21 protein-coding genes and 2 pseudogenes are annotated in these 22820 nt (G+C 62.8%); 11 read left to right on the top strand and 12 right to left on the bottom strand.

Annotation, left to right across the window (positions count from 1 at the left end; translation table 11 throughout):
* Positions 1-188: 188 nt before the first annotated feature.
* The gene (locus tag L284_RS33965; RefSeq protein ID WP_021233781.1) at positions 189-1502 is read right to left on the bottom strand and encodes a polysaccharide pyruvyl transferase family protein; all 1314 of its coding nucleotides are present in this window, start codon (positions 1500-1502) and stop codon (positions 189-191) included.
* Positions 1503-1557: 55 nt separating this feature from the next.
* Entirely contained in the window at positions 1558-2400 is an 843-nt protein-coding gene (locus L284_RS33960; RefSeq protein WP_021233780.1) for a sulfotransferase family protein, read from the bottom strand.
* Positions 2401-3025: 625 nt separating this feature from the next.
* Between L284_RS33960 and L284_RS33955 the strand changes: the two genes are divergently transcribed.
* Positions 3026-4051: a LacI family DNA-binding transcriptional regulator gene (locus tag L284_RS33955; protein WP_021233778.1), complete on the top strand. Its 1026-nt coding sequence runs from the start codon at positions 3026-3028 to the stop codon at positions 4049-4051.
* A gap of 220 nt (positions 4052-4271) precedes the next feature.
* On the top strand, positions 4272-5792 hold the full coding sequence (locus tag L284_RS33950) for a UxaA family hydrolase (RefSeq protein ID WP_021233777.1): 1521 nt from the start codon (positions 4272-4274) through the stop codon (positions 5790-5792).
* A gap of 136 nt (positions 5793-5928) precedes the next feature.
* Here L284_RS33950 and L284_RS33945 read toward each other — a convergent pair whose 3' ends face one another.
* The 3 genes and pseudogenes from L284_RS33945 to L284_RS48750 form a co-directional block, all read right to left on the bottom strand.
* The gene (locus L284_RS33945) at positions 5929-6765 is read right to left on the bottom strand and encodes a hypothetical protein (RefSeq protein WP_021233776.1); all 837 of its coding nucleotides are present in this window, start codon (positions 6763-6765) and stop codon (positions 5929-5931) included.
* 3 nt (positions 6766-6768) lie between these two features.
* Entirely contained in the window at positions 6769-8007 is a 1239-nt protein-coding gene (locus L284_RS33940) for a mechanosensitive ion channel family protein (RefSeq protein ID WP_081673962.1), read from the bottom strand.
* A gap of 427 nt (positions 8008-8434) precedes the next feature.
* A pseudogene (locus L284_RS48750) lies at positions 8435-8614 on the bottom strand (aspartate kinase); the annotation flags it as partial.
* 441 nt (positions 8615-9055) lie between these two features.
* On the opposite strand from L284_RS48750, the gene L284_RS33935 reads away from it, so the two are divergent.
* The 4 genes and pseudogenes from L284_RS33935 to L284_RS33920 all read left to right on the top strand — a co-directional run.
* A complete protein-coding gene (locus tag L284_RS33935) occupies positions 9056-11644 on the top strand; it encodes a TonB-dependent receptor (RefSeq protein ID WP_031341986.1) in 2589 nt (862 codons plus the stop codon).
* Positions 11645-11889: 245 nt separating this feature from the next.
* Positions 11890-12030 carry an SDR family oxidoreductase gene (locus tag L284_RS49090; RefSeq protein ID WP_407635842.1) on the top strand — a complete coding sequence of 47 codons (141 nt, stop codon included), beginning with the start codon at positions 11890-11892 and terminating at the stop codon, positions 12028-12030.
* A gap of 312 nt (positions 12031-12342) precedes the next feature.
* Positions 12343-13194 (top strand): archaetidylserine decarboxylase, encoded by an 852-nt coding sequence (gene asd, locus L284_RS33925; protein WP_031341984.1) that lies wholly within the window; start codon positions 12343-12345, stop codon positions 13192-13194.
* Positions 13195-13244: 50 nt separating this feature from the next.
* A pseudogene (locus L284_RS33920) lies at positions 13245-13504 on the top strand (IS3 family transposase); the annotation flags it as partial.
* A 318-nt stretch (positions 13505-13822) separates the two neighbouring features.
* Here the strand turns inward: L284_RS33920 and L284_RS33915 are convergent.
* The 3 genes from L284_RS33915 to L284_RS33905 are packed head-to-tail and all read right to left on the bottom strand — an operon-like array spanning position 13823 to position 15585.
* Positions 13823-14269: a carboxymuconolactone decarboxylase family protein gene (locus tag L284_RS33915; RefSeq protein WP_021233770.1), complete on the bottom strand. Its 447-nt coding sequence runs from the start codon at positions 14267-14269 to the stop codon at positions 13823-13825.
* Between the two features lie 45 nt (positions 14270-14314).
* Positions 14315-14773 carry a cupin domain-containing protein gene (locus L284_RS33910; RefSeq protein WP_021233769.1) on the bottom strand — a complete coding sequence of 153 codons (459 nt, stop codon included), beginning with the start codon at positions 14771-14773 and terminating at the stop codon, positions 14315-14317.
* 44 nt (positions 14774-14817) lie between these two features.
* The gene (locus L284_RS33905; protein ID WP_021233768.1) at positions 14818-15585 is read right to left on the bottom strand and encodes an SDR family oxidoreductase; all 768 of its coding nucleotides are present in this window, start codon (positions 15583-15585) and stop codon (positions 14818-14820) included.
* Positions 15586-15743: 158 nt separating this feature from the next.
* On the opposite strand from L284_RS33905, the gene L284_RS33900 reads away from it, so the two are divergent.
* Entirely contained in the window at positions 15744-16673 is a 930-nt protein-coding gene (locus L284_RS33900; RefSeq protein WP_031341982.1) for a helix-turn-helix domain-containing protein, read from the top strand.
* 135 nt (positions 16674-16808) lie between these two features.
* Here the strand turns inward: L284_RS33900 and L284_RS33895 are convergent, their stop codons facing one another.
* Positions 16809-17771, bottom strand: coding sequence for an oxidoreductase (locus tag L284_RS33895; protein WP_021233766.1), 963 nt, complete (start codon positions 17769-17771; stop codon positions 16809-16811).
* Positions 17772-17831: 60 nt separating this feature from the next.
* On the opposite strand from L284_RS33895, the gene L284_RS33890 reads away from it, so the two are divergent.
* Positions 17832-18749, top strand: coding sequence for an AraC family transcriptional regulator (locus L284_RS33890; protein WP_021233765.1), 918 nt, complete (start codon positions 17832-17834; stop codon positions 18747-18749).
* A 141-nt stretch (positions 18750-18890) separates the two neighbouring features.
* On the opposite strand, the gene L284_RS33885 is transcribed toward L284_RS33890, so the two are convergent.
* Positions 18891-19223 (bottom strand): TonB-dependent receptor plug domain-containing protein, encoded by a 333-nt coding sequence (locus tag L284_RS33885; protein ID WP_021233764.1) that lies wholly within the window; start codon positions 19221-19223, stop codon positions 18891-18893.
* 83 nt (positions 19224-19306) lie between these two features.
* Here L284_RS33885 and L284_RS48740 point away from each other — a divergent pair, with 83 nt between their 5' ends.
* On the top strand, positions 19307-19783 hold the full coding sequence (locus L284_RS48740) for a GTP-binding protein (protein ID WP_327194208.1): 477 nt from the start codon (positions 19307-19309) through the stop codon (positions 19781-19783).
* Positions 19784-20045: 262 nt separating this feature from the next.
* Here the strand turns inward: L284_RS48740 and L284_RS33880 are convergent, their stop codons facing one another.
* A complete protein-coding gene (locus tag L284_RS33880; RefSeq protein ID WP_031341977.1) occupies positions 20046-20393 on the bottom strand; it encodes a winged helix-turn-helix transcriptional regulator in 348 nt (115 codons plus the stop codon).
* A gap of 100 nt (positions 20394-20493) precedes the next feature.
* On the opposite strand from L284_RS33880, the gene L284_RS33875 reads away from it, so the two are divergent.
* Positions 20494-21519, top strand: a complete 1026-nt coding sequence (locus tag L284_RS33875; RefSeq protein WP_021233762.1) for a zinc-binding alcohol dehydrogenase family protein — start codon at positions 20494-20496, stop codon at positions 21517-21519.
* A complete protein-coding gene (locus tag L284_RS33870; protein ID WP_021233761.1) occupies positions 21512-21823 on the top strand; it encodes a putative quinol monooxygenase in 312 nt (103 codons plus the stop codon). The genes L284_RS33875 and L284_RS33870 overlap by 8 nt, the downstream gene beginning before the upstream one ends.
* A 9-nt stretch (positions 21824-21832) precedes the next feature.
* Here L284_RS33870 and L284_RS33865 read toward each other — a convergent pair whose 3' ends face one another.
* Positions 21833-22774: a GlxA family transcriptional regulator gene (locus L284_RS33865; protein WP_021233760.1), complete on the bottom strand. Its 942-nt coding sequence runs from the start codon at positions 22772-22774 to the stop codon at positions 21833-21835.
* Between the last annotated feature and the right edge of the window lie 46 nt (positions 22775-22820).

Raw genomic sequence — 22820 nt, 5'->3', positions numbered from 1 at the left:
GGGGCGTGTCCCTTGCCCCAGGCGCCGCTTCGCACCTTTTTACCGGCCCTGCGAGACAGGATGAAGCCGTGTTGGAGCCCATTGCCGGACCGCCACCTGGTCACCCCGAAGTCATCGGAGTCAGACGATCCGGAACCTTGCGAAAATCAGGCGAGATCGCGCGGCAAGGCAGGGGCGAGTTGTCCCTTTCAGCTGTGCAGCCGTTTCAAATCGCGCGCCGGCGTCCTCGTAGCGCCCCTTCGCGGCCGGATTTGGTGATGGGTCGTGACCGCCGCTGACGAAGCGTGCTCCTCGAGTGCATGTACCGCGTCCAGCACGACGGAGGTAGCTTGAAGACCTTCCAGGCTTCCTTTTATCCGGCTCGCCTCTTCCTCATAACGAGCCGCCATTTTCTCAACCCCTTCGAGAATGCGGGCGGAATTCGTATCCCGGATGTCGAAGACGTAATCCTGCTGCTGAAAAAGCGCAGCAAGATCGGTATACTTGCTGGCCCATCCGAGTATGACCGCAGGCACACCGCTCCTGTAAGCGAACACGACCGAGTGATAGCGCGATGCCACCACATATTTAAACCGTGAGAGGATATCGATCAGTTCCGGGCTTGAATATTCGCCGGAAATGACCTGCACTTTCCGGCCGTTCCCCATCTTGCCAAGGACCTGCTTGACGAGATCCGTATCGGCGGTGGAGGTACAGAGGATATAGACCCTCTCGCCGCTCGCAAGCAGCTTCTCCAATATTCTTGCATAGACATCGAGAACGGCGGAAGCGTCACCGATCCTGAACACATTCTTGTTTATGATGAATCCGACCGAGTTGGGCGCGGGATATTCTTTCGTGCCGCCGCCATTTCGGATGCGGATCTGGTCGGCTCTCGGGAAGGCCTTTTCCCTGATCACCATATCCGCCGACAGTTCGACATTGCGCAGCCCGAGAGAAGTAAGGCATGCGTACCCCTCGCGCTCTCGCGCATAGATTTTCAGGGGGTATGTCAACTCCTTCTTCACCTCGTCGATGAAGTGCGCGTCGTCTTTCTCCCCCCAATCGAACGGGCCGAAGCTTTGCGGCATCAATATTATCGGCTTGTTATAACGCTTGGCCATTTTGATCGTATCGAGTAACATTCTTCCGCTTTGCTTGGGCCAACCGGAGCCCAGCGCGTATCCACTCGCGTCAAAAATGGCATCTGCCCTTTTCAGGGCTTTCCTCATTTCGGGAATTTTGTTGCGCCACTTGTCGCTTTTCTTGAAATGGCTCACCAGGCGCGTCAACAGCGGCACCAGGAAAGGCGCCTTGTACAATCCATGCTTCAAAATGGGGCGCGTATAGTCGTCATAGGGCAGCAGCCGAAAAGTATATTGTTCGGGTGAATCGTACTTGTTCGCGAAGCCGATGACTTCGCAATCACCGTAAATGGATTTCAAGGATTCGCTCAGGGAGATGAACATCGCCTGAGATCCCTTGTTTCGCATCTGTATGCCGGTAACGATAAACGTCTTCATATTATTTGCCCTACCCCTTGATAATGGATCCGCCCCGGTCCGTCCGTTCAAGACATCATCGCCCAGCCTGACTCGCAGGCGCGTACCATCGGCTGAGCGATTGACCACTTATCTGCTCCAGTACCTCGATGGAGGGGCCGTAATAGTCGTTGAGACGCTTGCGCAGATCCTCGGTCAGCTGCGGATACTGGATCTTCCGCGCGACCAGTTCACGCATCGCCTCGAACGGCGGAGTGCCTCGAAGCGGGCGGGCGATCGGCTTCATCCACGCGAGACGCTTGCTCAATCGCGCGGGAACGACCGGAACCGTCTTGTCTTTCACCTTCTCCTGTCCGGCCGGCGCAAGCGGACGCGGCGGCAATCCCAGGTGAGCTCGGGCCCGCGCCATCTGCGCTCCCGGATCGTCCATCACGCCCTCGAAAAACAGGATGAGAAGCGCCTCGCGCCCGAAGAGGTCGATATAGGACTGTAGATGCGTCGCGAAATGGCCTCCGCCCAGGAACCGCGCGTTTTCGCCTAGCGAGGGATCGATGTAGTTCCCGATGTCCGCGCCGACTTCTCCGCGCCTGAAAAGCATGCAGTAGTTGGAATATGCCCGCTCCACAGGGTTGCGCAGCTGTACGATCAGCTTCGCGTGAGGCAGGTGACGATGAAGACGAGCCGCGGCATCGGGTGCGTAAAGGTAGGAGTTGGATTTCTCGCCAACGGTCCTGCCCCGCCTTCCCTCGCCGAACTGCGAGAGATACCAGTCTTCTCCTCGGCTATACTCCCTGGAGAAAAAGTGCAGCTCCGGGTCGGGCATGTAAACGGCCGGATCCGACTGTAGCTGTGTCTGAAGCCAGGTCGTCGCCGATTTCGCGGCGCCGATGATGACGAAGTCGATGTTATCGAATTGCATGGAATTCGGGCGCCCCCTGTTTATGCGCTGATACAGGGCGCCGTGTACGGGGACGATGTCGCTCGACTTGGACGGCGGTTCGCAAGTGAAGCCGGCTCTCGCCAGGCCGACGCCGCAGGCTCGAACGGGAACTGCCGATCCCCGCGGCCCTGCGGAAGCGGTCGCGCTCGTCTCGCCGTTCATACCGGACGTCTTTATCGATGACCGATGAATCGCGGCCCATACAAGCTCCCAAGATGAGCGAGAAGCATAGATAGACAGCGCTTCAAACATGAAGTGTTCTTTCGGCTTAAATCCGATGCGCTTTCAAGGCTGTCCCGGTCGCCTTGTCCCGCCAACCCTGCAAGGTCGTTGGATTTCGTGGAGGCAGCGGCCCGCAGGCACTGCCAGCTTCTCCAAGGGCGCCATGATGAGGCATCGTAAAAAGGAAAGCAGCGTCGGGTCGTGCTTATCGTGAACGCCAACTCAGGGGCAATGGCGCTGCGAATGCGTTGCGATCGTTTCGATAAGTCTTGCCGGTTCCATGAGCGGTGATAGGACACGGGATGGATGAACTTCGCGACTTTCCCGGCGCACCTGTGCGATCGGCCCCGGAAATCGCCATTTGGACGATTCACGAACTGCGATGAGCGCCTCGAAAGCTACTGGCGAACCGACCATCGACGACGTTGCCGCTGCTGCCGGTGTCTCCATCCGCACCGTTTCGCGGGTCCTGAACAAGTCTCCCAAAGTCAACGAGAACACTCGGCGGTCTATTGAGGCAGTCATCGCGCAGCTCAACTTCCGGCCCAGCCGGGGTGCAAGAGCGCTGGCGATGCGGCGATCGCTGCTCATCGGGCTTGTACACAACGACCAGAACGCCCTCGTTCTCGATACCATCCAGCGCGGCATCGCCGGCGTTGCCTCTCGGAGCGGCTACGAACTTGTCGTTCACTCCTGCCCGGCAGAGGACAGCGGCGTCATCGAAGACCTGGTGGCTTTTGCGGAACGGTCCAGGGTGGACGGCCTCGTCGTCCTGCCACCCGTGTCCGGCGTGCCGGGTCTTGCGCAGGCCTTGAACCGCATCCCCGTCATGGCAGTGGCACTCTCGTCGATCCCTCTCAGCGGGTTCGCGGATGTCGTCGTCAGCGAGGAGCGGCAGGCCGGCTCCGACGTAGCCCGCTACCTGCTCGAACTGGGACACCGTAGCATCGGCATGGTGAATGGGCCAGTCGGTGTCGCATCGGCGCAGGAGCGGCGCGCCGGGTTCGTCGGTGCCGTTGCCAGCGAGCCGAATGCTTCGTTGATCGAAGCTGCAGGCGATTACAGTTTCGAATATGGAGTCCTTGCGGCCGAGCAACTGCTCGCCGCCACGCCCCGACCCACCGCCATTTTCGCCGCGAACGACATCATGGCGGCAGGCGTTCTCAAGGTCGCCGCCAGGCTTCGCATCGCTGTTCCCGAGGAACTCTCGATAGTCGGTTTCGACGGCAGCGCCCTGACGCGCATGTTGACGCCGGCGCTGACCTCCGTGCTGCGCCCGTTCGGAGCGATGGCCGCCACCGCTGCCGAGACGCTGATCGCACGGATAGAGGGCAAGGACCTGCCGCCTGCCGGTTCTCATCCGCTTGAACTCGTTCCCGCCGAGTCCACAGGCCCTGCGCCGGTTTGACCTGGGTGCCTTGGATCAAGGTCGGCGGACCCGCGCCGGACTAACAAAGCCGAAGCTACTGCGCGCAAGCGGCTGCAGTTGCGGCGACGGACCATTTTGCGTCGAATCCGAAGGACGCCCGAATGGCTCGACGGTCCCATTTATGAGTTTAGTTCGCACTGCCCGGACTTCATAGAATCTCGACTTGTGCCAGCGCTGGCAATGGCGTAGTGGTCTAGGCATGGTAGAAACGCTCGCAGCCGCCGTCCGTATCGGCGTCGAGGATGACGTCGCCGTCGTTCTCCAATCGCTTGAGGCAGGTGCGGAAATCCGGGTGGGACGCGAAAGCGTTACCTTGCGCGATGCGATTCCGGCTGGACACAAGTTCGCCGTCAGACCGATCGCCGCAGGAGCGCCAGTGCACCGCTATCGCGCGCCGATCGGCCTTGCTCAGCGCGACATCGTCCCCGGCGAGCACGTCCATACCCACAACGTCCGAACCGCGCTGGCGGGCGAGAATTCCCATGCCTTTGCCGGACCAGGCGCCGAGACGCTAACATCGAACGTGCCGCAGGCGCCCAGCTTTAGCGGCTACGTCCGCCCGGACGGCAGCGTCGGCACGCGCAATGAATTGTGGATCCTGCCGACGGTGGGCTGCGTCGGACGTTTGGGGGAGCGGCTGGCCATGCGCGGCAATGCCGCGATCCCGGCAGGGTCGGAAGGGCTGGACGGGGTTCACGCCTTCAACCATCCGTTCGGCTGCTCTCAGCTTGGCGCGGATCTTGACGGCACGGCGGCCATACTCGCGTCGCTGGCGCTCAATTCCAATGCAGGGGGCGTGCTGCTGGTGGGCCTCGGCTGCGAATCGAACCAGCTCGATGCCCTGCTCGAGCGCATTCCCGAAGCGCGGCGCGGCCGCCTGCGCATATTGCGCGCGCAGGCGGAACGCGACGAGTTTTCGGCTGGCGAGGCCCTGATCGACGAACTGCTGGCGGAAATGGCGGGGGACCGCCGGGAAGAGGTTCCGCTTTCCGCCTTGCGCCTGGGCTTGAAATGCGGCGGTTCGGACGCCATGAGCGGCCTCACTGCCAATCCGCTGATCGGGCTGATGGCGGACGCCGTGACCCAGGCGGGCGGCGCCGCGATCCTCACGGAAATACCCGAGATTTTCGGCGCCGAGAACCTGCTGCTGGAGCGCTCCATCAGCCAGGACGTGTTCGATCGCCTGTCCGCCCTCGTCAACAGCTTCAAGCGTTACTTCCTCGACCATGGAGAGCCTGTTTCGGAAAACCCCAGCCCCGGCAACATCGCTGGCGGCATCACGACGCTTGAGGAAAAATCGCTTGGCGCGGTGCAGAAGGGCGGCCTCGCTCCGGTCAAGGACGTGATCGGCTATGGCGAGCGCATCGCCCCGGACAAGGCGCACGGCGGCCTGACAGTGCTCGAAGGCCCGGGTAACGACGCCGTTTCGACCACGGCACTGGCAGCGGCAGGCGCAACCATCACGCTGTTCTCCACCGGTCGCGGTACGCCGCTCGGCAGCCCGGTCCCGACCATGAAGATCGCTTCGAACCACGCCCTGGCCGAACGCAAGCCCGGCTGGATCGACTTCGATGCCGCGATCGTGCTGGAGCAGGGCATGGAGGCCGCCGCCGATGCCCTGCTGAGTCGCATCATTGCTGTCGCCAGTGGCGAACCGGCGCGCAACGAAAGCAACGATGAGCGGGCCATCGGCATCTGGAAGCGCGGCGTGACGCTGTAACCCCATCCGCGCGCGGCCCTCCCTGCCATCGAGCGCCAGGTTCACCAAATCCGATTTGCTGGAAAGGCGCGCTGATAATGGCTGCAAGCGAGGCGGCAATAGCCTGACGTCAAACCGCCGCCCCCTCGGTTCCGCATCAACTCCGCTCGCAGGGTCCAAGCGATGCCAATACCATGCGGTAATCCGAATAGGCCTGCTGCTTGGCGGCGAACGTTCCCGACACATAGGCGCTTTGGGGGGGCGACGGGGGCAGGAAGCAAGCGAGGTCGTACCATTCGAGCGTTTCCTGGGCGGGCGGCAGCGGGTCGCGTCCCGCCGCTTCCGTAAAGGATACGCCCCAGGTCTCCCGGTTGTCCGGCTGATGGCGAACGGAGATGGTCGCCCGGCCCTTCTTCGTGTCCAGAAAGATCTGCGTAAGCCCCTCCCCTGCCAGGCTGCCCGGCACGAAGGCAAGTTCCCTGACGCGGGTGACCGGCGCCGATCTCCTGGGTGAGACCAGAGATCGCAGAACGGCGCGAAGCCGGCTTTCGCGTTCCGGTGACCAGAGCTGCTGGGCCGTCGGTTCAACCAGTTTCAATTCCGCAGGGCGACCGGGCACATGGGATGCGAAGAGGAAGATGTCCTTGTTCGTCAGATCGGCTGCGCTTGGAGACGCATCTGCCGGCAAGTCCACCAAGTATCGCAGAGAGCCGCCGATGCCGTTCTGGCCATATAACAGTGCCCGTGTGTTCGCCTCCGCATAGTAGCGCCGGTGAACAGGGGAAAGCGAACCGGAATTCGCCGGGGTGACGGGCTCCATGTGCGTTACCCTGGCGAGCACGATCAGTTCCGCCTTTTTCGAAAGTTCCACCGTGTCGACATAGGTGCCCTGATCGGCGGAAAGCGCCCGCACCTGAGCCTCCGCGAAACCCGGCACGATCAGGCATATGGAAGCCGCGAGGCCGGCGACGAGATTGGCAATACGGTTGGACATCGGTCATGGGTTCCGCTGACAGGGCGTGGAGAGGAGAGCGGGCGCATTCCGGTCGGGCCTTTGCCCAGCCTCACCGGCAAGGAAAAGGAAATCCGATCCTGCCGGTCGTTGGAATATCCGGAGGCCGAACTCCGGCAGGATCGCCAGGAGATGATCGAAGATGTCGGCCTGGACGTCCTCGTACTGCGCCCAGACCGTCTTAGTGGCGAATGCGTAGATTTCGAGCGGCAGGCCGTGCTCGCCCGGTGCGAGCTGTCGCACCAACAGGGTCTTGTCAGTGGCGATGTCCGGCCGGGACCGGAGGTAGGCCAGCACATAGGCGCGGAACGTGCCCAGATTGGTGAGGCGCCGCGCGTCGAGGATCTCGTCCCGCGCATGCGCCGCGTTCCATTTGCCGATCTGGTCCTGCCGGTCCTGCAGATACCCCCGCAGCACGCTGAACCGCGAGAGCCTGGCAATGTCTTCCTCGTCGAGAAAGCCGATCGCGTTCTGGTCGATCATCAGTGACCGCATGATGCGGCGCCCCCCGGATTCCGTCATGCCCCGCCAGTTTCGGAAGCTCTCGGTGATGAGGCGATAGGTTGGGATCGTGGTGATCGTCTTGTCGAAGTTCTGCACTTTCACGGTGTGCAGGGCGATATCGATGACGTCTCCATTGGCGTCGAGCTTGGGCATCTCTATCCAGTCACCCACCCGGACCATGTCGTTCGAGCCGATCTGGACGGAGGCCACCAGGGAGAGAATGGTGTCCTTGAACACCAGCATCAGCACTGCCGCCATGGCGCCGAGCCCGGAGAGCAGCAGCAGCGGCGACTGGTTCATCAGCGCCGCCAGCACCAGGATCGCGGCGGCGGCATAGACCAGCAGGTTGGCAACCTGCACATAGCCCTTGATGGGCCGGCTTCGGGCATCTGGACGCCGCTGGTAAAGCTCGTTGCCGAGTGTAAACGTCGCCGTCAGGGCGCGGGCGAGCGTCAGAATGATGATCACGGCACATAGGCTGTGCACCAGAGCGACCAGTTCCGCAGGAAGTCCGGGCACCGCGCTTATCCCCGCCTGGACGATGACGGTGGGGAGAATGTTCGACAGGCGCGCGACGATCGCGCCGACGTGCCCTGCTTCCGCTTCGAAAGGGCTGCGGCCCAGCAGGCGAAGCACGCCCTTGAGCACGATCCGCTTGGCCACCCAGTTGGCAAGGCAGGCACTCGCCCCCAGCAAGAGCAGGGCGAGGCTCGTCTGCATCCACGGTTCGCCGGCCCAGGGCAGGTTCAGGGCCGACAGATCGAGAGCCGATCGGGAATTCTCGGTAGGCAAAGTAGTTCCTCTGAAGAGTGTTGAGCGATCTGTTCAGGTCCTGGGCAGCGGCTTCCCGGCGCTTTCCGCAGTGAAGCTCGGGGCGAGAAGGCCGCAGAGGCACGCAGCTATCATGACATAGGCGGGCACGAGCGGGTGGCCGGTGGCATCGATGAGCCAGGAGTTGAAAGCGGGTGCAGTTCCTCCGAACAGCGAGGTAGACAAATTACAGGCCGGAGCAAAGCCCGCAAATCTTACGGGCGTGGGAAAGTAGGCCGGGGAAGTCCGCAGCGCGAAGAGCGTGGCGTCGGCCGCCTCGCCGGGGAACAGCGAGGCGGAGATATAGCTGACGGCAAAGGCATAGATGCCGTAGTCGAACCTCCACTCGCGGCGTCTCGGAAATGTAGTCGCCCTTGATCAGCGTTCCCTCATCTTTACGCTCGAACGTGTTGCGCACCCGCAGAGGAATGCCGGGCCGGCGCAGCCCGCGACCGGCACGCGGATGGATGGCTTCCATGCCGAGATTGGCCAGCTGGTCCGCAGCATCGCAATTGGTTTACCCGAAGCGGCACGATTCGCTTTATGAGTGGCCGAACGACGCCTCTTCCCGTTGCCTGACGGATGGCGGGGATCGAGGATTACAGCAGTTACCCGGTGCCCGTGCGCGAACGAAATTGCCCATTTTCCCAAACCGGCGGGGAACGACGGGCGTTGCCGAAAGGCCGATCGACCTTCCAACCTGGTAGCGCCGCTCAGTCGAACATTGTCGTGCACGCGTTACCGAGCCTCAAGAAGGCCCTTCCGTTCGGCACCTGCACATCCCGCATGATCTTGCCCGCCGATCCCGTCAGGTTTTGAGCCGAGAAGACGCATTAATTGATAATTTAGACATGAAATGAAATTGCAATCAAAATTAAGTCAAACCGCCACGCCTCTTGTCTAACCGACCTATCGCTCGGTGAACGCACCGGCAGCAAGGTTTGGGGAAGACAATCAGATGACGGCAATTCCATCGGCCTCTAAGGCCGTGCGCTGCGCAATGCTCGCCGGTACCGCACTCGCTGTGTGCTCCGCAGCACAAGCGATGGCGCGGGACGATGCACCCGCAGCAGGCGCGGCCGCCGGCGCAGAGGTCGACGCCGGCGAGAGCAACGGCGCGATCATCGTCACCGGCGCCAAGACCACCCGCTCCGCTACGGCGATCTCGGAGGTCGAAATCCAGAAGATCCTGCCCGGCGTCTCGCCCCTGAAGGCGATCCAGACGCTGCCCGGCGTCCTCTATATCACTGCCGACCCCTGGGGGAACAACGAGCAGAACGCGCAGATCTTCGTCCACGGATTTGCCGGCAACCAGCTCGGCTATACCATGGACGGCATCCCGCTGGGCGATCAGAGCTACGGCAACTACAACGGTCTTTCCCCCCAGCGCGCGGTCATTTCCGAGAATGTCGCCCGGGTGGTCGTGGCTACCGGCGCCGGCGACCTGGCGACGGCCTCGAACAGCAACCTCGGCGGCACGGTTGAGACGTTCTCCTCCGACCCCCAGGCGGAGTTCGGCGTCCGGGGCGCGCAGACGGTGGGCAGCTACGGCACCTCACGCAGCTATTTGCGGGTCGACAGCGGCGACATCGGCGGCGGGAATTCGGGCTACATTTCGGGCGTACGCCAGAGAGCGCGCGCCTGGGACTTCGACGGCATCCAGAAAGGCTGGCAGGCCAATGCGAAGTTCGTGCACGACAGCGATGCCGGCAAGCTGACGCTCTACTTCGACTACAACGACATGACCCAGCCGAACGAGGATGCCACCGTGTTCTTCAAGCCTTCCGCAGGCGGCACGGCCACCCCGGCCCAACTCTACACTCCATATACCAAGCCCTTCTTCTACCCTGACTTCGATGGCTATCGGACACGCTACCTGACGCCGCTCGGAAACTCTCCGGCAGCCGAGGGCGGCAATTACCGCAATTACTATTCGGACGCGCAGCGCACCGACTACCTCGGCTATGCGCGTTACGATGCCCGTTTCTCCGACAAGATGACCTGGTCGACCACGGGCTATTATCACCACAACGACGGCGCCGGCGTGGTTGCCGGGCCGCTAGGGCAGTCGATCACCACGGCGCAGGCCTATCTCGATCCGATCTATGCCAGCCTGCCCACGAACTGCCGCTTCGGCGCCAACGGCAACGGTATCCGGCCGTCTGCCTGTACGGCGCTGACCACCGCCCAGGCGGCAGCGTCCGGTGCCGCACTGGTGGCCGCGACCGGCGGATCCGGGATGATCACCCGCACCACCGAATACCGCATCGACCGGGTAGGCGTGATCTCCGCGGCGAGCGTCGAACTCGGCAGACACAAAATCGAATTCGGTGGTTGGTTCGAGCACAACAGCACCACCCAGTGGCGCCGCTGGTATGCCGTGCCGGTTTCCGAACCTTCGCTGAGCACGCCCTATGTCCGCCCCCGCGATGTCATGGACCCACTGTTCACCCAGTATCAGGGCGAAGCGCGGATCAAGCAGTTGCAACTCCACCTTCAGGACACATGGCAGGTGACCGACGCGCTGCTCGTCCAAGGCGGGGTGAAGACTAGCGCGCAGTGGGCCAGTGGCCGCTTCCCGGTGCAACCGCGGGTCGGCTCGCTGGGCGGTACGACGGCGCTGCCCCAGGGCAAGATCAACACAAGGAACTGGTTCTTGCCTGCGTTCGGCGCGACGTATGACTTCAACGGGCATGAGCAGGTCTACTTCAACGTCCAGAAGAACCTGCGCCAGTATCAGGCCTATCTCGCTGGCGGAGGTGGCCCCTGGTTCACCGGAAGCCAAGCGGCATTCGACGCTTTCGCCGAGGAGGGCAAGCCCGAGACCAGCTGGACTTACGAGGCCGGCCTTCGCACGAACCGCAGTTTTGCCAACGGCTGGGCGCTCCAGGCCCAGATCAACTACTATCACGTCGATTTCAGCAACCGTCTGCTTGCCATTCCCACCAACCCAGGCGGTATCGCGGGAAGCGGCATCACCGGCGGCACCTCGACGCTGGTGAACGTCGGCGATGTCAAGACCGATGGGATCGATGCCGCCGTCACCTTGAGGGTCGGGCAGACGTTCTCCCTCTACAACGCCGTCTCGTACAACTTGTCCAAGTACCAGAACGACTACACCTCTACCGCGCTGGGCATCGGCGCGGCCACCGATACCTGCATCGGCGGCTACATCGTCACGGGCGGCATCGTGCCGACTTGCGGTAAGCAACTGCCCGGCACGCCCAAGTGGATGAACAAGACGGTCGCGACGCTGAATGTCGGTCCGTTCGAGTTGCAGGCGATAGGGGACTTTGTCGGCCGCCGCTTCGCCACGTTCACCAACGATGCGAGCGTGTCGTCCTATTTCCTGACCTCGCTGCGCGTGGCCGGGCGGGTTCCAGACGGTATCCTGCCTGTCAAGAAAGTGGAACTTGCGCTCAATGTAACCAATCTGACGGACAAGAAGGGCGTGTCGACGCTCTCGATAGGATCAGCCACGAACAGCTATTCCGCCTACCCCATCGCACCGCGCCAGTGGTTCCTGACTTTGTCGGCGGCCTATTGAGCGGCGCTGCCTGGTTGAGACGACAAGAGTGACGGGGCGGCGACGCTCCGCCTCCTTCGGTGCTAACGCGCATGCCGGGAGCGAACTTTATCGTTCACATACCGGTTAGCGTCGGCACCGCAGCTGGCTTTGGAGTGCGTGACACCCCGGCGTAGCAGAAGGAACTGGCCAAACTTGATGCCTGCTCCGACCGAATCGGAAGCTCGTTCCTACAAGGCTTCGCTGATCACGCGCCCAAGCATGGCGTGATCGGCCTAACCAAGAGCGCCGCGCTCGAATACGCACCTCGCGGGGTCCGCATCAACGCGATCTGCCCAGGCGTGATCAGACGCCTATGGTCGCGGACATGCTCAAGACGTGGAAGGACGCGATGGACGAGTTTCTGAAGCAGCAGCCGATCGGCTGCCTCGGAACCGCCGAGGAGATGGCGCAAGCGGTGTTGTGGCTGTCAGCCCGGGTTGGAGCTTCGTCGTCGGCGTAGCGCTGCCCGTCGATGGCGGCTTTACGGCTCACTGAAGGATAGGGGATACCATAAACGGCAGTTGCTTCCCTCCGCCCAAGATCCGCCGATCCGCAGACGGCAACCATGGGCATTCATATGCCCTGTCCGGTTGACAGACGTATCGCCGCGCTGGAACAGAATGCCGGCACATTCTGAGACCGCCGGAAAACCGGCGGCCGCTACTACGAGGCTCACCTTGTCCGAACGCATGACAGTCCTGCTGCAACATCTTCTTCCCAAGCGGGCCTTGACCAATCTCGCCGGCCACATTGCGAACCTAGGGGCCGGCCCGATCAGCACTCGCCTGATCCGCTGGTTTGTCGGAAGATACGGGGTGGACATGAGCGAAGCCGCAAACCCGGATCTCGCCAGCTATAAAAGCTTCAATGACTTCTTCAGCCGACCGCTTCGGCCCGGAGCCCGCCCCCTGGCTAGTGCCGATTTCATCTGCCCTGTGGACGGCGCGATCAGCCAGTGCGGAGCGATCGACGACCATCATATCCTTCAAGCCAAAGGACATAGGTTTACCACCGCGGAACTGGTCGGCGGAGATGGCGCGTTAGCGGCCGAATTCCGCCACGGGAGTTTCGCCAACCTGTATCTGTCGCCAAGGGATTACCATCGCCTGCACATGCCGTGTGACGGCGTATTGACGCGCATGATCCATGTGCCCGGCTCACTTTTCTCGGTCAATCCGGTCACCGCAAGGGGCGTGTCCAATCTGTTTGCGCGCAACGAGCGCGTCGTATGCGTCTTTGAATCGCTGGAACATGGGCCGTTTGTCATGGTATTGGTAGGCGCCACCATTGTCGGCAGCATCGCCACGACATGGCACGGCGTGGTCAATCCGAAACGTACAAGAGCGCCCTCCGAATGGACTTATCCTGACCAGCGCATCCACTTGAAACAGGGTGACGAAATGGGCCGCTTCCTGCTCGGCTCCACCATCGTAATGCTCTTCAGGCAGGGCAGTATCGTCTTCAACGAACATTGGGTCCCGGAACGACCCGTGCGGCTGGGCGAGATGATGGGAAACCGTCCGACTTGAGCGTAGTCGGTGATGGGGCTGTCGGGCCGCGCAGGATTATGACCTGATCCAACCAGATCACGACCTGGCGTACGCAATTGCTTGAAGGGGCGGCCGGCGTGTTTGGCTCGGAGAAGGCCTTGGACGAGCCCGCCGTCGACGTGAAGACGCTGCACGCCAAGATCGGCGAGCTGACGTTGGGGAGTGATTTTTTGGAAGGCGCGCTCGGCAAGGCAGGACTGTTGCCGAGCGCAAAGCGATGATCGACCGAACGCACACCTTGCCGGTGAAGCGTCAGGCGAATGAACTGGGGATCAGCCGAGGCTGTGTCTAGAGTGGTTTCCGATCCGATTGCATCGGATCATCGCAGCCGACCCTTTCCGGTCATTCAGCGCCAGACTTGCACTTTCTAACTGCAGAACTTCAGTTATTGCGAGGCAGCCGCCCCAAGTAGGCTATTGTCTGGCGCCACTGGATATCCCATCCCGGTCGGAGTTTGCTGATCAAGCTTCGTTGACAAAACCTTGCTCGAAATGTCGGCCGATTTGGAGAAAATGGTGGAAGAGCGGCTTGCCTCCCACCATTTAACTTCTCGCGTTTCGATTAATCTGCCGTCAGTTAATACGAAGGCTTCACCCCTCGCTCAGGATCAGGGCTTTGCGGCGACGGGGAGGCGAAACGGGGCGCCGAGCCGATTGAAGGCGTTCATAGCGGCGATCGCTAATGTAAGATCGACCAGGTCCTTCGGCTCAAACACCTCCGCGACTGCTGCATAAGCTTCATCCGATGCGTGGGTTTCGCTAAGGTTGGTCACTTCCTCGGCCCACGCCAGTGCGGCTCGATACTGGGCGTTGAAGAGATGAGGAACCTCGTCCCACACCGGCACCAGCACCACTTTGTCGATAGCCATGGTCTTGAGCAGATCGCGGGTATGCAGATCGATGCAGTGGGCGCAGCCGTTGATCTGCGAGACGCGAAGGAACACGAGGTGGATGAGTTCCTCCGGCAGGCTGGTGCTTTTGGTGATATAGTGATGGACGCCCATCAAGGCCTTTGCGCCGTCGGGCGCGACTTCAAACCAGTTCAGGCGGTTCATGGCATATCCTTTCGATGTCTGGGTATCGTGAGGTTGGGGGGCGGATCAGTTCTGCTTCGCTGGCGTCGTCAGGACGGTCTCGTCGGTGTCGACGATGAAGACCGCGAGCAGCTTGGCGGGCTCGGTCTTGCTGGCGTTGGCGCTGATGTTGTGGAAATCACCCGGCAGTTCGGTGAAGTTCTCGCCGGTCTTGAAGGTGCGGATCTCCCCGCCATTCACCTGACTGACGACGGCGCCCTGGATGACGGTGGCATAGATGAGCGCCGAGCGCGCGTGGACATGCGATCCGTTGGAGCCGCCCGGCTGATACTCCACGAGCACGCCCTTGACGCTCTTGCCCGCAACGTCCGGGATCGCGTGCTGGTAGACGAGCGTCGCCTTGACGCCTGACGGTGTGGGAGCTGTCTCGCGGGCTGCGGCGTGATCGTGGGCCTGCGCGTGGGCGACCGGGGCGAGTGCCGCGAAGGCGGCGGCGATGGCGAGCGTGGAAATCAGGGTTTTCATGGGACTGTCCTTTCGCGTGCGGATTGTGAAGAGTTCGGGCGGGCTCAGGTGGTGGGCATGACCTGTGCGTTCATCCAGATGGCGAGATCCTGCAGGCCCTGCCGGTGGAGACCGAGCGGGACGAGGGAGAGCTCGTCGACGCGGCCTCCGAAATAGTCGGCATCGGGATCCCGTTCGACGCGGCGGGCATCGCCGCGCATCTTGAGATAGCGGCCGAGGGTGAGGTCGAAGGGCCCGCGTTCCGGCCCGGCGATCTCGACGATGCCGTTCACCGGTGGCTCCAGCGCGATCGAGGCGAGGTTCGCCGCGACATCGTCGGCTGCGATCGGCTGAAACTGCGCGCCGCTGACCCTTACCACACCATCGGCGGTGTAGCCGTCGGCGATGGCGGCCAGGAATTCGAAGAACTGGGCCGAGCGCACGATGGTGTAAGGCAGCCCCGAGCCGCCGGCGATCCGCTCCTGGACAAGCTTGCCATCGAAATAGCCGTTGCCGGGCATGCGGTCGGCGCCGACGATGGAGAGGACCACATGGTGCTTCACACCGGCGGCGGCGGCGGCGCGGATGAGGTTCCGGCCCGAGGCGTCGAAGAAGGCGCGCACCTCGGCCGGATCGAACGACATGGCATTCGATACGTCCACGAGGATCTCGGCGCCGGCGAGCGCCTCGTCGAGCCCCAGGCCGGTGACGCTGTTGACCCCGGTGCCGGGCGAGGCCGCGACGACCTCGTGCCCTGCCACCGCGAGCAGCCGGGCCAGCTTCGCACCGACAAGGCCGGTGCCGCCGATGATCGTGATCTTCTTCCTGTCCATCTTGTCCTCCTGTCGGGCGCGGCATGCGCCTCCTGTGAGAAGAGATGTACGGGATTGCCCGGTTCGCTTCTGTCGCGGGGTTGCGGCGACTGTCGCCAGATTGCGGTTGATGCGGAACGGCGATCGGATAGTGTCGGGCGACACGCCGAGGATGAACGATGGCCGCTTCCCCGTCCGAGACAGCGAATGCTCCGTCAGCAGGCGAACGCGCGTCCACACGCGCAGAGATGGAGCATATCCTCGATACGCCGCCAGTACTGGCCGACCAGGATCTGCGCGGCGGCACCCGGCTCACCCGGCCCTGGACCCATGGCGCGCTCCACGCAGCGCTTCCGGGCCTGGATACCCACGTTGTCATGACATACTACGGCACTGCCCAGCAGGCGACCTGGCGGCAGGGCAGCAAGCGGGTGGAATCGCGCACGCGCCGAGGGTCGATCACCCTCATTCCGGAGGGCGAGGACGGGCGCTGGGATGTCGAAGGGCCGATCGAGGTTTCGCACGTGTACCTGCCCGACTGGCGGCTTCAGTCGGCGGCGGAAGCAATGGCGGTGCCGCACCGCGTCGAACTGATCGGCAGGAACTGCTTCGATGACCCGACGTCGGCGCAGATCATGGCGATCCTCGGCAAGGAAGCAGCCTCGTCCGATGCCGGTGCCTCGCTGTTCGTGGAGCAAGCGGTGGACCTTCTGTGCACCCAGCTGATCCGCGCGCACTCCAGCTTCGGCGCTGCACAGGCTGTCGCGCCGCGACGAGGTTTGGCGGATTGGCAGGTCCGGCGGATCAACGACTACATGGTCGCCAATCTCGACCACGCGATCAGTCTCGACGAACTGGCCGGGATCGTCGAGTTGAGCCGCTTCCATTTCGCCACCTCGTTCCGGCTGGCGACGGGCATGACGCCGCATGAGTGGCTCACGTCCTTGCGCATGAACCGCGCCCGGGACCTGCTGGCCCACACCGAGCTACCGATCATCGCGATCGCGCTTGAAGTAGGGTATGAGACCCCCTCCGCGTTCAGCGCCAGCTTCCGCAAGGCGGCCAAGATAACACCCAGTGCCTATCGCCGCGAGATGTCGACACGGTGATCGCGACGCTCGGCCCACCGCGAGAACGAGCCGTAGAAACGTGCGCAACGAACATGGGGACACATGATCCCTGCACCGACGCTTCCGTACGGGCCAGGCCATCCGTCGCGCTTGCGAGCCTCGCTCTGCGATGATCTAGAAGCGGCACTCCGTCCATCGCGACGAGACTGACCAAAGACGCTCAGCGGCTTCATCGTCGATAGCCCAAGGCACCACGCCTTTGCGCCCGGTTTCTCCGCCATTGATGCCGGCAATGTCGCAATCCTCGCAGTAGACGCCGCCCATGCCCTCAAGAAGCGGGCTCGTAGCGCACCAAAGGGTCGTCGCCGCGCCTTGCTCGACGGTCTTCATGCCTCGTGCAGGGTCGATGATCGGCATGCCTTGCACATCGAATGCATCGAACCCTGCCATTTCCTCTTTAGAGAGATGCCGTGCCAGATCGGTTATGATCTGTCCGGGGTGCAGCGAGAAGGCGCGGACTCCTTGCCCCTCGCCTCTCTGGTCCAGAGCACGGGCGAACAGGACGTTAGCCGTCTTGGACTGTCCGTAAGCTGCCCATTTGTCATAGGCGCGGCGTTCGAAATCGATGTCCTCGAAATCGACACCGGCAATCTGGTGTCCGCGCGAGGATACGGCAACGACGCGGGCACCCTCACGCGCCAAGGCAGGCCAGAGATGGCAGGTAAGCCGGAAATGGCCGAGATGGTTCGTCGCGAACTGCGCCTCATGGCCGTTCGCGTCGCGCCGCAAGGGTGTGGCCATGATGCCCGCGCTGTTGATCAACAGGTGAAGCGGCTGCCTGCGGGCGATGAAGGCACTGGCGAAATCGGCAACCGATGCGGCGTCGATCAGGTCCATGGGCGCGATTTCCACCCGCTCGACACCCGCGAGCGCGGCTTCGGCCCGTTCGAGGTCGCGCGCAGGCACGATCACCTCTGCGCCCGCACTGGAGAGCGCTTTTGTCGTAACAAGGCCGAGACCGGAATAGCCGCCTGTGACAATGGCGTTGCGGCCGGAAAGGTCGAGGCCGGCGATTACTTCGTCAGCGGTGGAGGCGGCGCCGAAGGGCGATCCGAGGGGTTCTTGCAAGCTCGTCATGAGCCGATTTGTGAAGTAAGCCGATCGGATGATCGATCCTCATTCATCCGAAATCATGTCGTGATCGTCCAGGAAGCGCCGGCAGACCCCTTGTCCGATGTGCTTGGTCTGGTGCAAGCGAGCGCGGCATGCACCGTCCGCTTCACCGCTGGAGGCGCGTGGGCGCTGCGGTTCTCGCCCACGCACGTCAAGTTCAACGTCGTTCGCTCCGGCACCTGCTGGATTTTGGCTGAAGGCTCCGCCCGGCAGTTGTCGGCCGGTGATTGCTTCATGGTAGCGGCCACACCCTTCGTACTGGCCAGCGACCCGACATTGCAGCCGATCGACGCATCGCTGGTGTTCGAGGATGATGCCACTCGTGGCCAGGTAGGAGCGGCTCCGGAAACCGAAATCCTCGGCGGGAGCGTGAGCTTCGAGGACGCTCAGGCGGACTTGCTGCTGCCGCTGCTGCCTGGCCTGTTGCTGATCGATGCCGAGCAATCCTCGGCAACGCCGATGGGATGGTTGATCGCCCAACTCGACGCCGAATGGCGAAGCAATCTGCCCGGCGCGCGAGCCGCGTGTGACGACATGATCCGCCTGCTCTTCGTGCAGGCCCTTCGCAGCCAACTCGGTGCCAGGACGGATATCCCCAGCTGGCTTGGCGGCCTGTCGGATCCTCCGGTCGCAAGGGCGCTGCAGGCGATCCATGCCAATCCGGCACGCCATTGGCGGCTCGACGAACTCGCCTCGCTCGCAGGCCTTTCACGATCGTCCTTTGCGGAGCGGTTTGCGCGCCGCGTCGGCATGCCGCCGGTCAGCTATGCCACCAACTGGCGAATGCGGGTGGCCGCGCGCCAGCTTGCTGCGAGCACGACGACCGTCAGCACCGTGGCAGCACAGGCAGGTTATCTCAGCGACAGCGCCTTCCATGCCGCTTTTCGACGCGAAATGGGCCTATCGCCCGTTGCATACCGGCGGAAACTCCGGCGGCCATGAAGTGCAATTCATTTGCTCGCCCCTGTGATTTCCGAGATTGAGATGCCTTCTGTAGGTGCAGGCTCCATCATCCCGCATACCTCGACAAATCCGCAGGGTTGCATCGGGCGCCACAGGATGACCTCGACCCTTGATCGCCATTCAGCCGCCGATTTCCGATCCCCAGATCCGATAATCCGGGTTGGAGCCGTCAAACGGCATCACGGTGATGCCGGTCACCTGCTGCAGCGCTTCGCCGATCGTGAAGAAGTTGCGGTCCTCGATCTGCTCGCGCGTCACCACGCTGACCGACTGCGGGATTTCCAGGATGTCGGCCGGTGTCTTGCCAGCCGCCGTCGCCTTTTTGGGCGCATAGCTGTCGTCCTCGCGGATCGCAGTGACCGTAATCTCGCCGCGACGGGCGGATGCCTGATCTTCGGTTTCAGCCAGTGCAGGCATGGCAAACAAAGGCGCGCCCAGCAGGGCCGCCGTCAAAGGAAGTCGGATCAAAGTTACCCCCGTTTTTAGAATTTCAATGTTATGGTATAACATCTTTGCAAAATGGCAAGAGGCTGACCTTGAACTCCCTGCAGAACGTCGCGCGGGCAGCCGATGGCTGCCTGCCCGCCCCTGTGCTCTCCGGCTTTTTGGGTTCGGGCAAGACGACGCTGCTCAACCACATCCTCGCCAATCGCGAGGGGCTGCGCGTGGCGGTGATCGTGAACGTCATGTCGGAGCTGAACATCGACGCCGACCTCTTGCGCGGCAGCGAGGCGGCGCTGTCCCGCTCAGAGGACGCGCTGGTGGAAATGACCAACGGCTGCATCTGCTGCACCCTGCGCGACGATCTGCTGCGAGAACTGCGCGCGCTGGCTGAGGCGGGCCGCTTCGACTGCCTCATGATCGAAAGCACCGGCATTTCCAAGCCGCTCCAGCACCTTCTCGTTCCGCGACGAGGCCGGGCAATGTCGAGGTGGCGCGACGAAGAGAAGGCGGCGCAACATCCGCTCTGGGCGATCGCCGGCAGGAACTGGTCTTCATCGGTATCGACATGAACGAGCCGCGAATCGGGCACGGCTCGATGCGTGCCTCATTGCCGGTAATGATTTTTCGTCTTTTGGACTGGGCCACACTGCAAGACTCTTTTCCAGCATGGGAAAGCCAGCAATTGGTCGAATGAGGTCGAGGTCGATCATGCTCCGAGCGCAGCGACGATAGGCGGTGCAGAACATTCAAAGCCGACCCTTCGCCGGCCTTCGGCGGTTGATTTTCGCTCCTCAGGTGCAGACAGTCCGCTTTCAACGCCACAAGCGGAACTTAGCGGCGGGCGAACAGGTCCATATTTGCGTCGCCCCACGTCTTGAGCGCCTCGATGATCGGCGTCAGGGTGCGGCCGCGGTCGGAGAGGCGATATTCCACTTTCGGCGGGACCTGAACGAATATCTCTCGTTCGATCAGTCCATCAGCTTCCAATTCGCGCAGCTGGTTCGTGAGCATGCGCTGCGTCACGGTCCCGCTACGCCGCCGCAGTTCATTGAACCGGACAGGTCCGTCCTGGAGATGATAGAGGATCACGGCCTTCCACTTGCCGTCGATCAGACTGATGGCAGCCTCCACCGCGCAGCCGGGCGTGCAATCGAGGCGGGAATGGCGGGCCTTGGACAAAGACGGTATCCTTTTTGACACTATGGGCGGTTTTTGTGCGTATGGCGTACAATGCCACCGGGCTTAGATGGGGAGGACAACTGCAAAAGGAAGCATCTCCATGCGCGCCATCGCCTATCATCAAGCTGGTTCGATCAATCGGCTCGACGCTCTTCTCGATCTGGAGCTGCCACGCCCTCAGCCGAGCGGCCGCGACCTGCTAGTTGCCGTTCAGGCGGTGTCGGTCAATCCGGTGGACACCAAGGTCCGCGCCGGCGCCGCCCCCTTCGACGGCCGCGAGGAACGCATATTGGGCTGGGACGCGGCGGGTGTCGTCGCGGCTGTCGGGCCGGAGGTCACCCGGTTCAAGGTCGGCGATCCCGTCTTCTACGCAGGTGATATCGCGCGGGATGGCAGCAATGCCGAGTATCAGCTGGTCGACGAGCGCATCGTTGGCCAGGCGCCCTCCACCCTGTCGGTCGCCGAAGCCGCCGCCCTGCCCCTGACGGCTATCACGGCGTGGGAAACCTTGTTCGACCGGCTGCGCGTGCAGGATCGGATGGAGGAGAAGCCCACCGCCATCCTGATCATCGGCGGCGCAGGCGGTGTCGGATCGATCGCGATCCAGATCGCGCGGGCCCGCACCGACCTTACGATCATCGCCACGGCCTCGCGCCCGGAAACTGCCGATTGGGTGCGCAGTCTCGGTGCCGATCATGTCATCGACCACAGCCGGCCGATGGCACCGCAGATCGCAGCTCTCGGGCTCGATGCGCCGCGCTTCGTCTTTTCGACGACCCACACCGATCGACACCTTGCCGACATTGCCGAACTGATCGCGCCGCAGGGCCGCTTCGCATTGATCGACGATCCGGCCAGCCTGGACATCGTCGGTTTTAAGCGCAAGGCGGTGTCGGTGCATTGGGAACTGATGTTCACCCGGTCGCTGTTCGACACGGCGGACATGGCGGAACAGGGCAAGCTCCTCGACGAGGTTGCCGCGCTGGTCGACCGGGGCGCGATCCGCACCACGCTGACGCAAACGCTATCACCTATCAATGCGGCCAACCTTATCGCCGCGCATCGCCAGATCGAAACCGCCACCACGCGCGGCAAGATCGTGCTGGAGGGCTGGAGCCATGACTGAAACGGATAGCAGTACCGTTGTCCATCTGGTCGCGCGCCTCGTCCCCCGTCCGGGCAAGGCAGACGAGCTTGCCGAAGCGATCACGGACCTGTTGCCGCAGGTCCGCGCAGAACCCGGCTGCATCGCCTACATCGCACATGAAAGCCGCGATGATCCGGGTGTCATCGTCATGATCGAGGCATGGGCGAATCAGGCCGCGCTGGACGCCCATGCCGCTGCGCCGGCGTTTACCGGTCTGGCTGCCCGGTTCGACTCCCTGTTGACCGAGCCGCCGACGCTGGAACGGCTGACGCGCCTCGACTGACTACTCGCCTCAGGCGGTGCGCATCATCCGGCGCAGTGCCTGAGGCGGTTGCCCGTAGTTGCGCATGAACACCTCGCGCATGCGGCGCAGATCGATGAACCCTACCTCGCGCGCCACCGCCTCCAGGCTGTGGCGCGTGTCTTCCAGCAACAGCCGGGCGGCCTCGAGCCGTAGCTGCTCCACCGCCTTGGCCGGCGACTGACCGGTTTCGGCCCGGAAAGCCCGGCTGAACTGACGCGGTGATAGTGCCGCCACTTCAGCAAGTTCCTCTACCGTCAGCGGGTTGCTGAGATGAGTGCGTGCGTGGATCAAGGCCTTCTGGATGCGGTCGCTGCTGGGCGCCAAATCCAGCATCTCCGAATGCTGCGACTGCCCGCCCGTCCGGCGATGATGCATCACCAGTCGCCGTGCGACCGATCGCGCGACGTCTTGCCCGAGATCCTTCTCGACCATCGCCACTACCACATCCAGCCCGGCCGTCAGCCCCGCTGAGGTCCAAACCTTGCCTTCATTGATGAAGATGCGATCGTCCTCCACCCGGACGCCGGGGAAGCCGTCGCGCATCAGCCTTGCATAAGCCCAGTGCGTCGTCGCGCGCCGGCCATCGAGCAGCCCCATCTGCGCAAGCAGGAACGCGCCGGTGCACAAGCCCGCTATCCGCCTCGCCGACTCGGCCGCTGCATGGAGCTCCGCCAGCGTCGATGCCTCCTGAAGCGGCGGCGGCATCAGCCCGGCCATCAGCAGCAAGGTATCGACAGTTCCGGCGTCGCGAAGCGGCTCGGTCGGCACGGCAAAGCCGCTGGACGAAGCGACTGGCCCGCCCTCAACCGAATAGATGCCTAGCGTGTAGAAGGGCTCTTCCACCACGACATTGGCCAGTTCGAACGCGGCTTGCGCTCCGAGGGCCAGAAACTGGAAGCCCGGCGTCAACACCATCGCAACGTGCGGCATCGCTTCATCCCCGTATGTCCTGAATCATGTTGTTATACGTCATTTA

It is taken from the genome of Novosphingobium lindaniclasticum LE124, from assembly GCF_000445125.1.
Classification (GTDB): domain Bacteria; phylum Pseudomonadota; class Alphaproteobacteria; order Sphingomonadales; family Sphingomonadaceae; genus Novosphingobium; species Novosphingobium lindaniclasticum.
The sequence above is the reverse complement of the archived record's forward strand: the minus strand, read 5'-3'. Positions and strand labels throughout refer to the sequence as shown.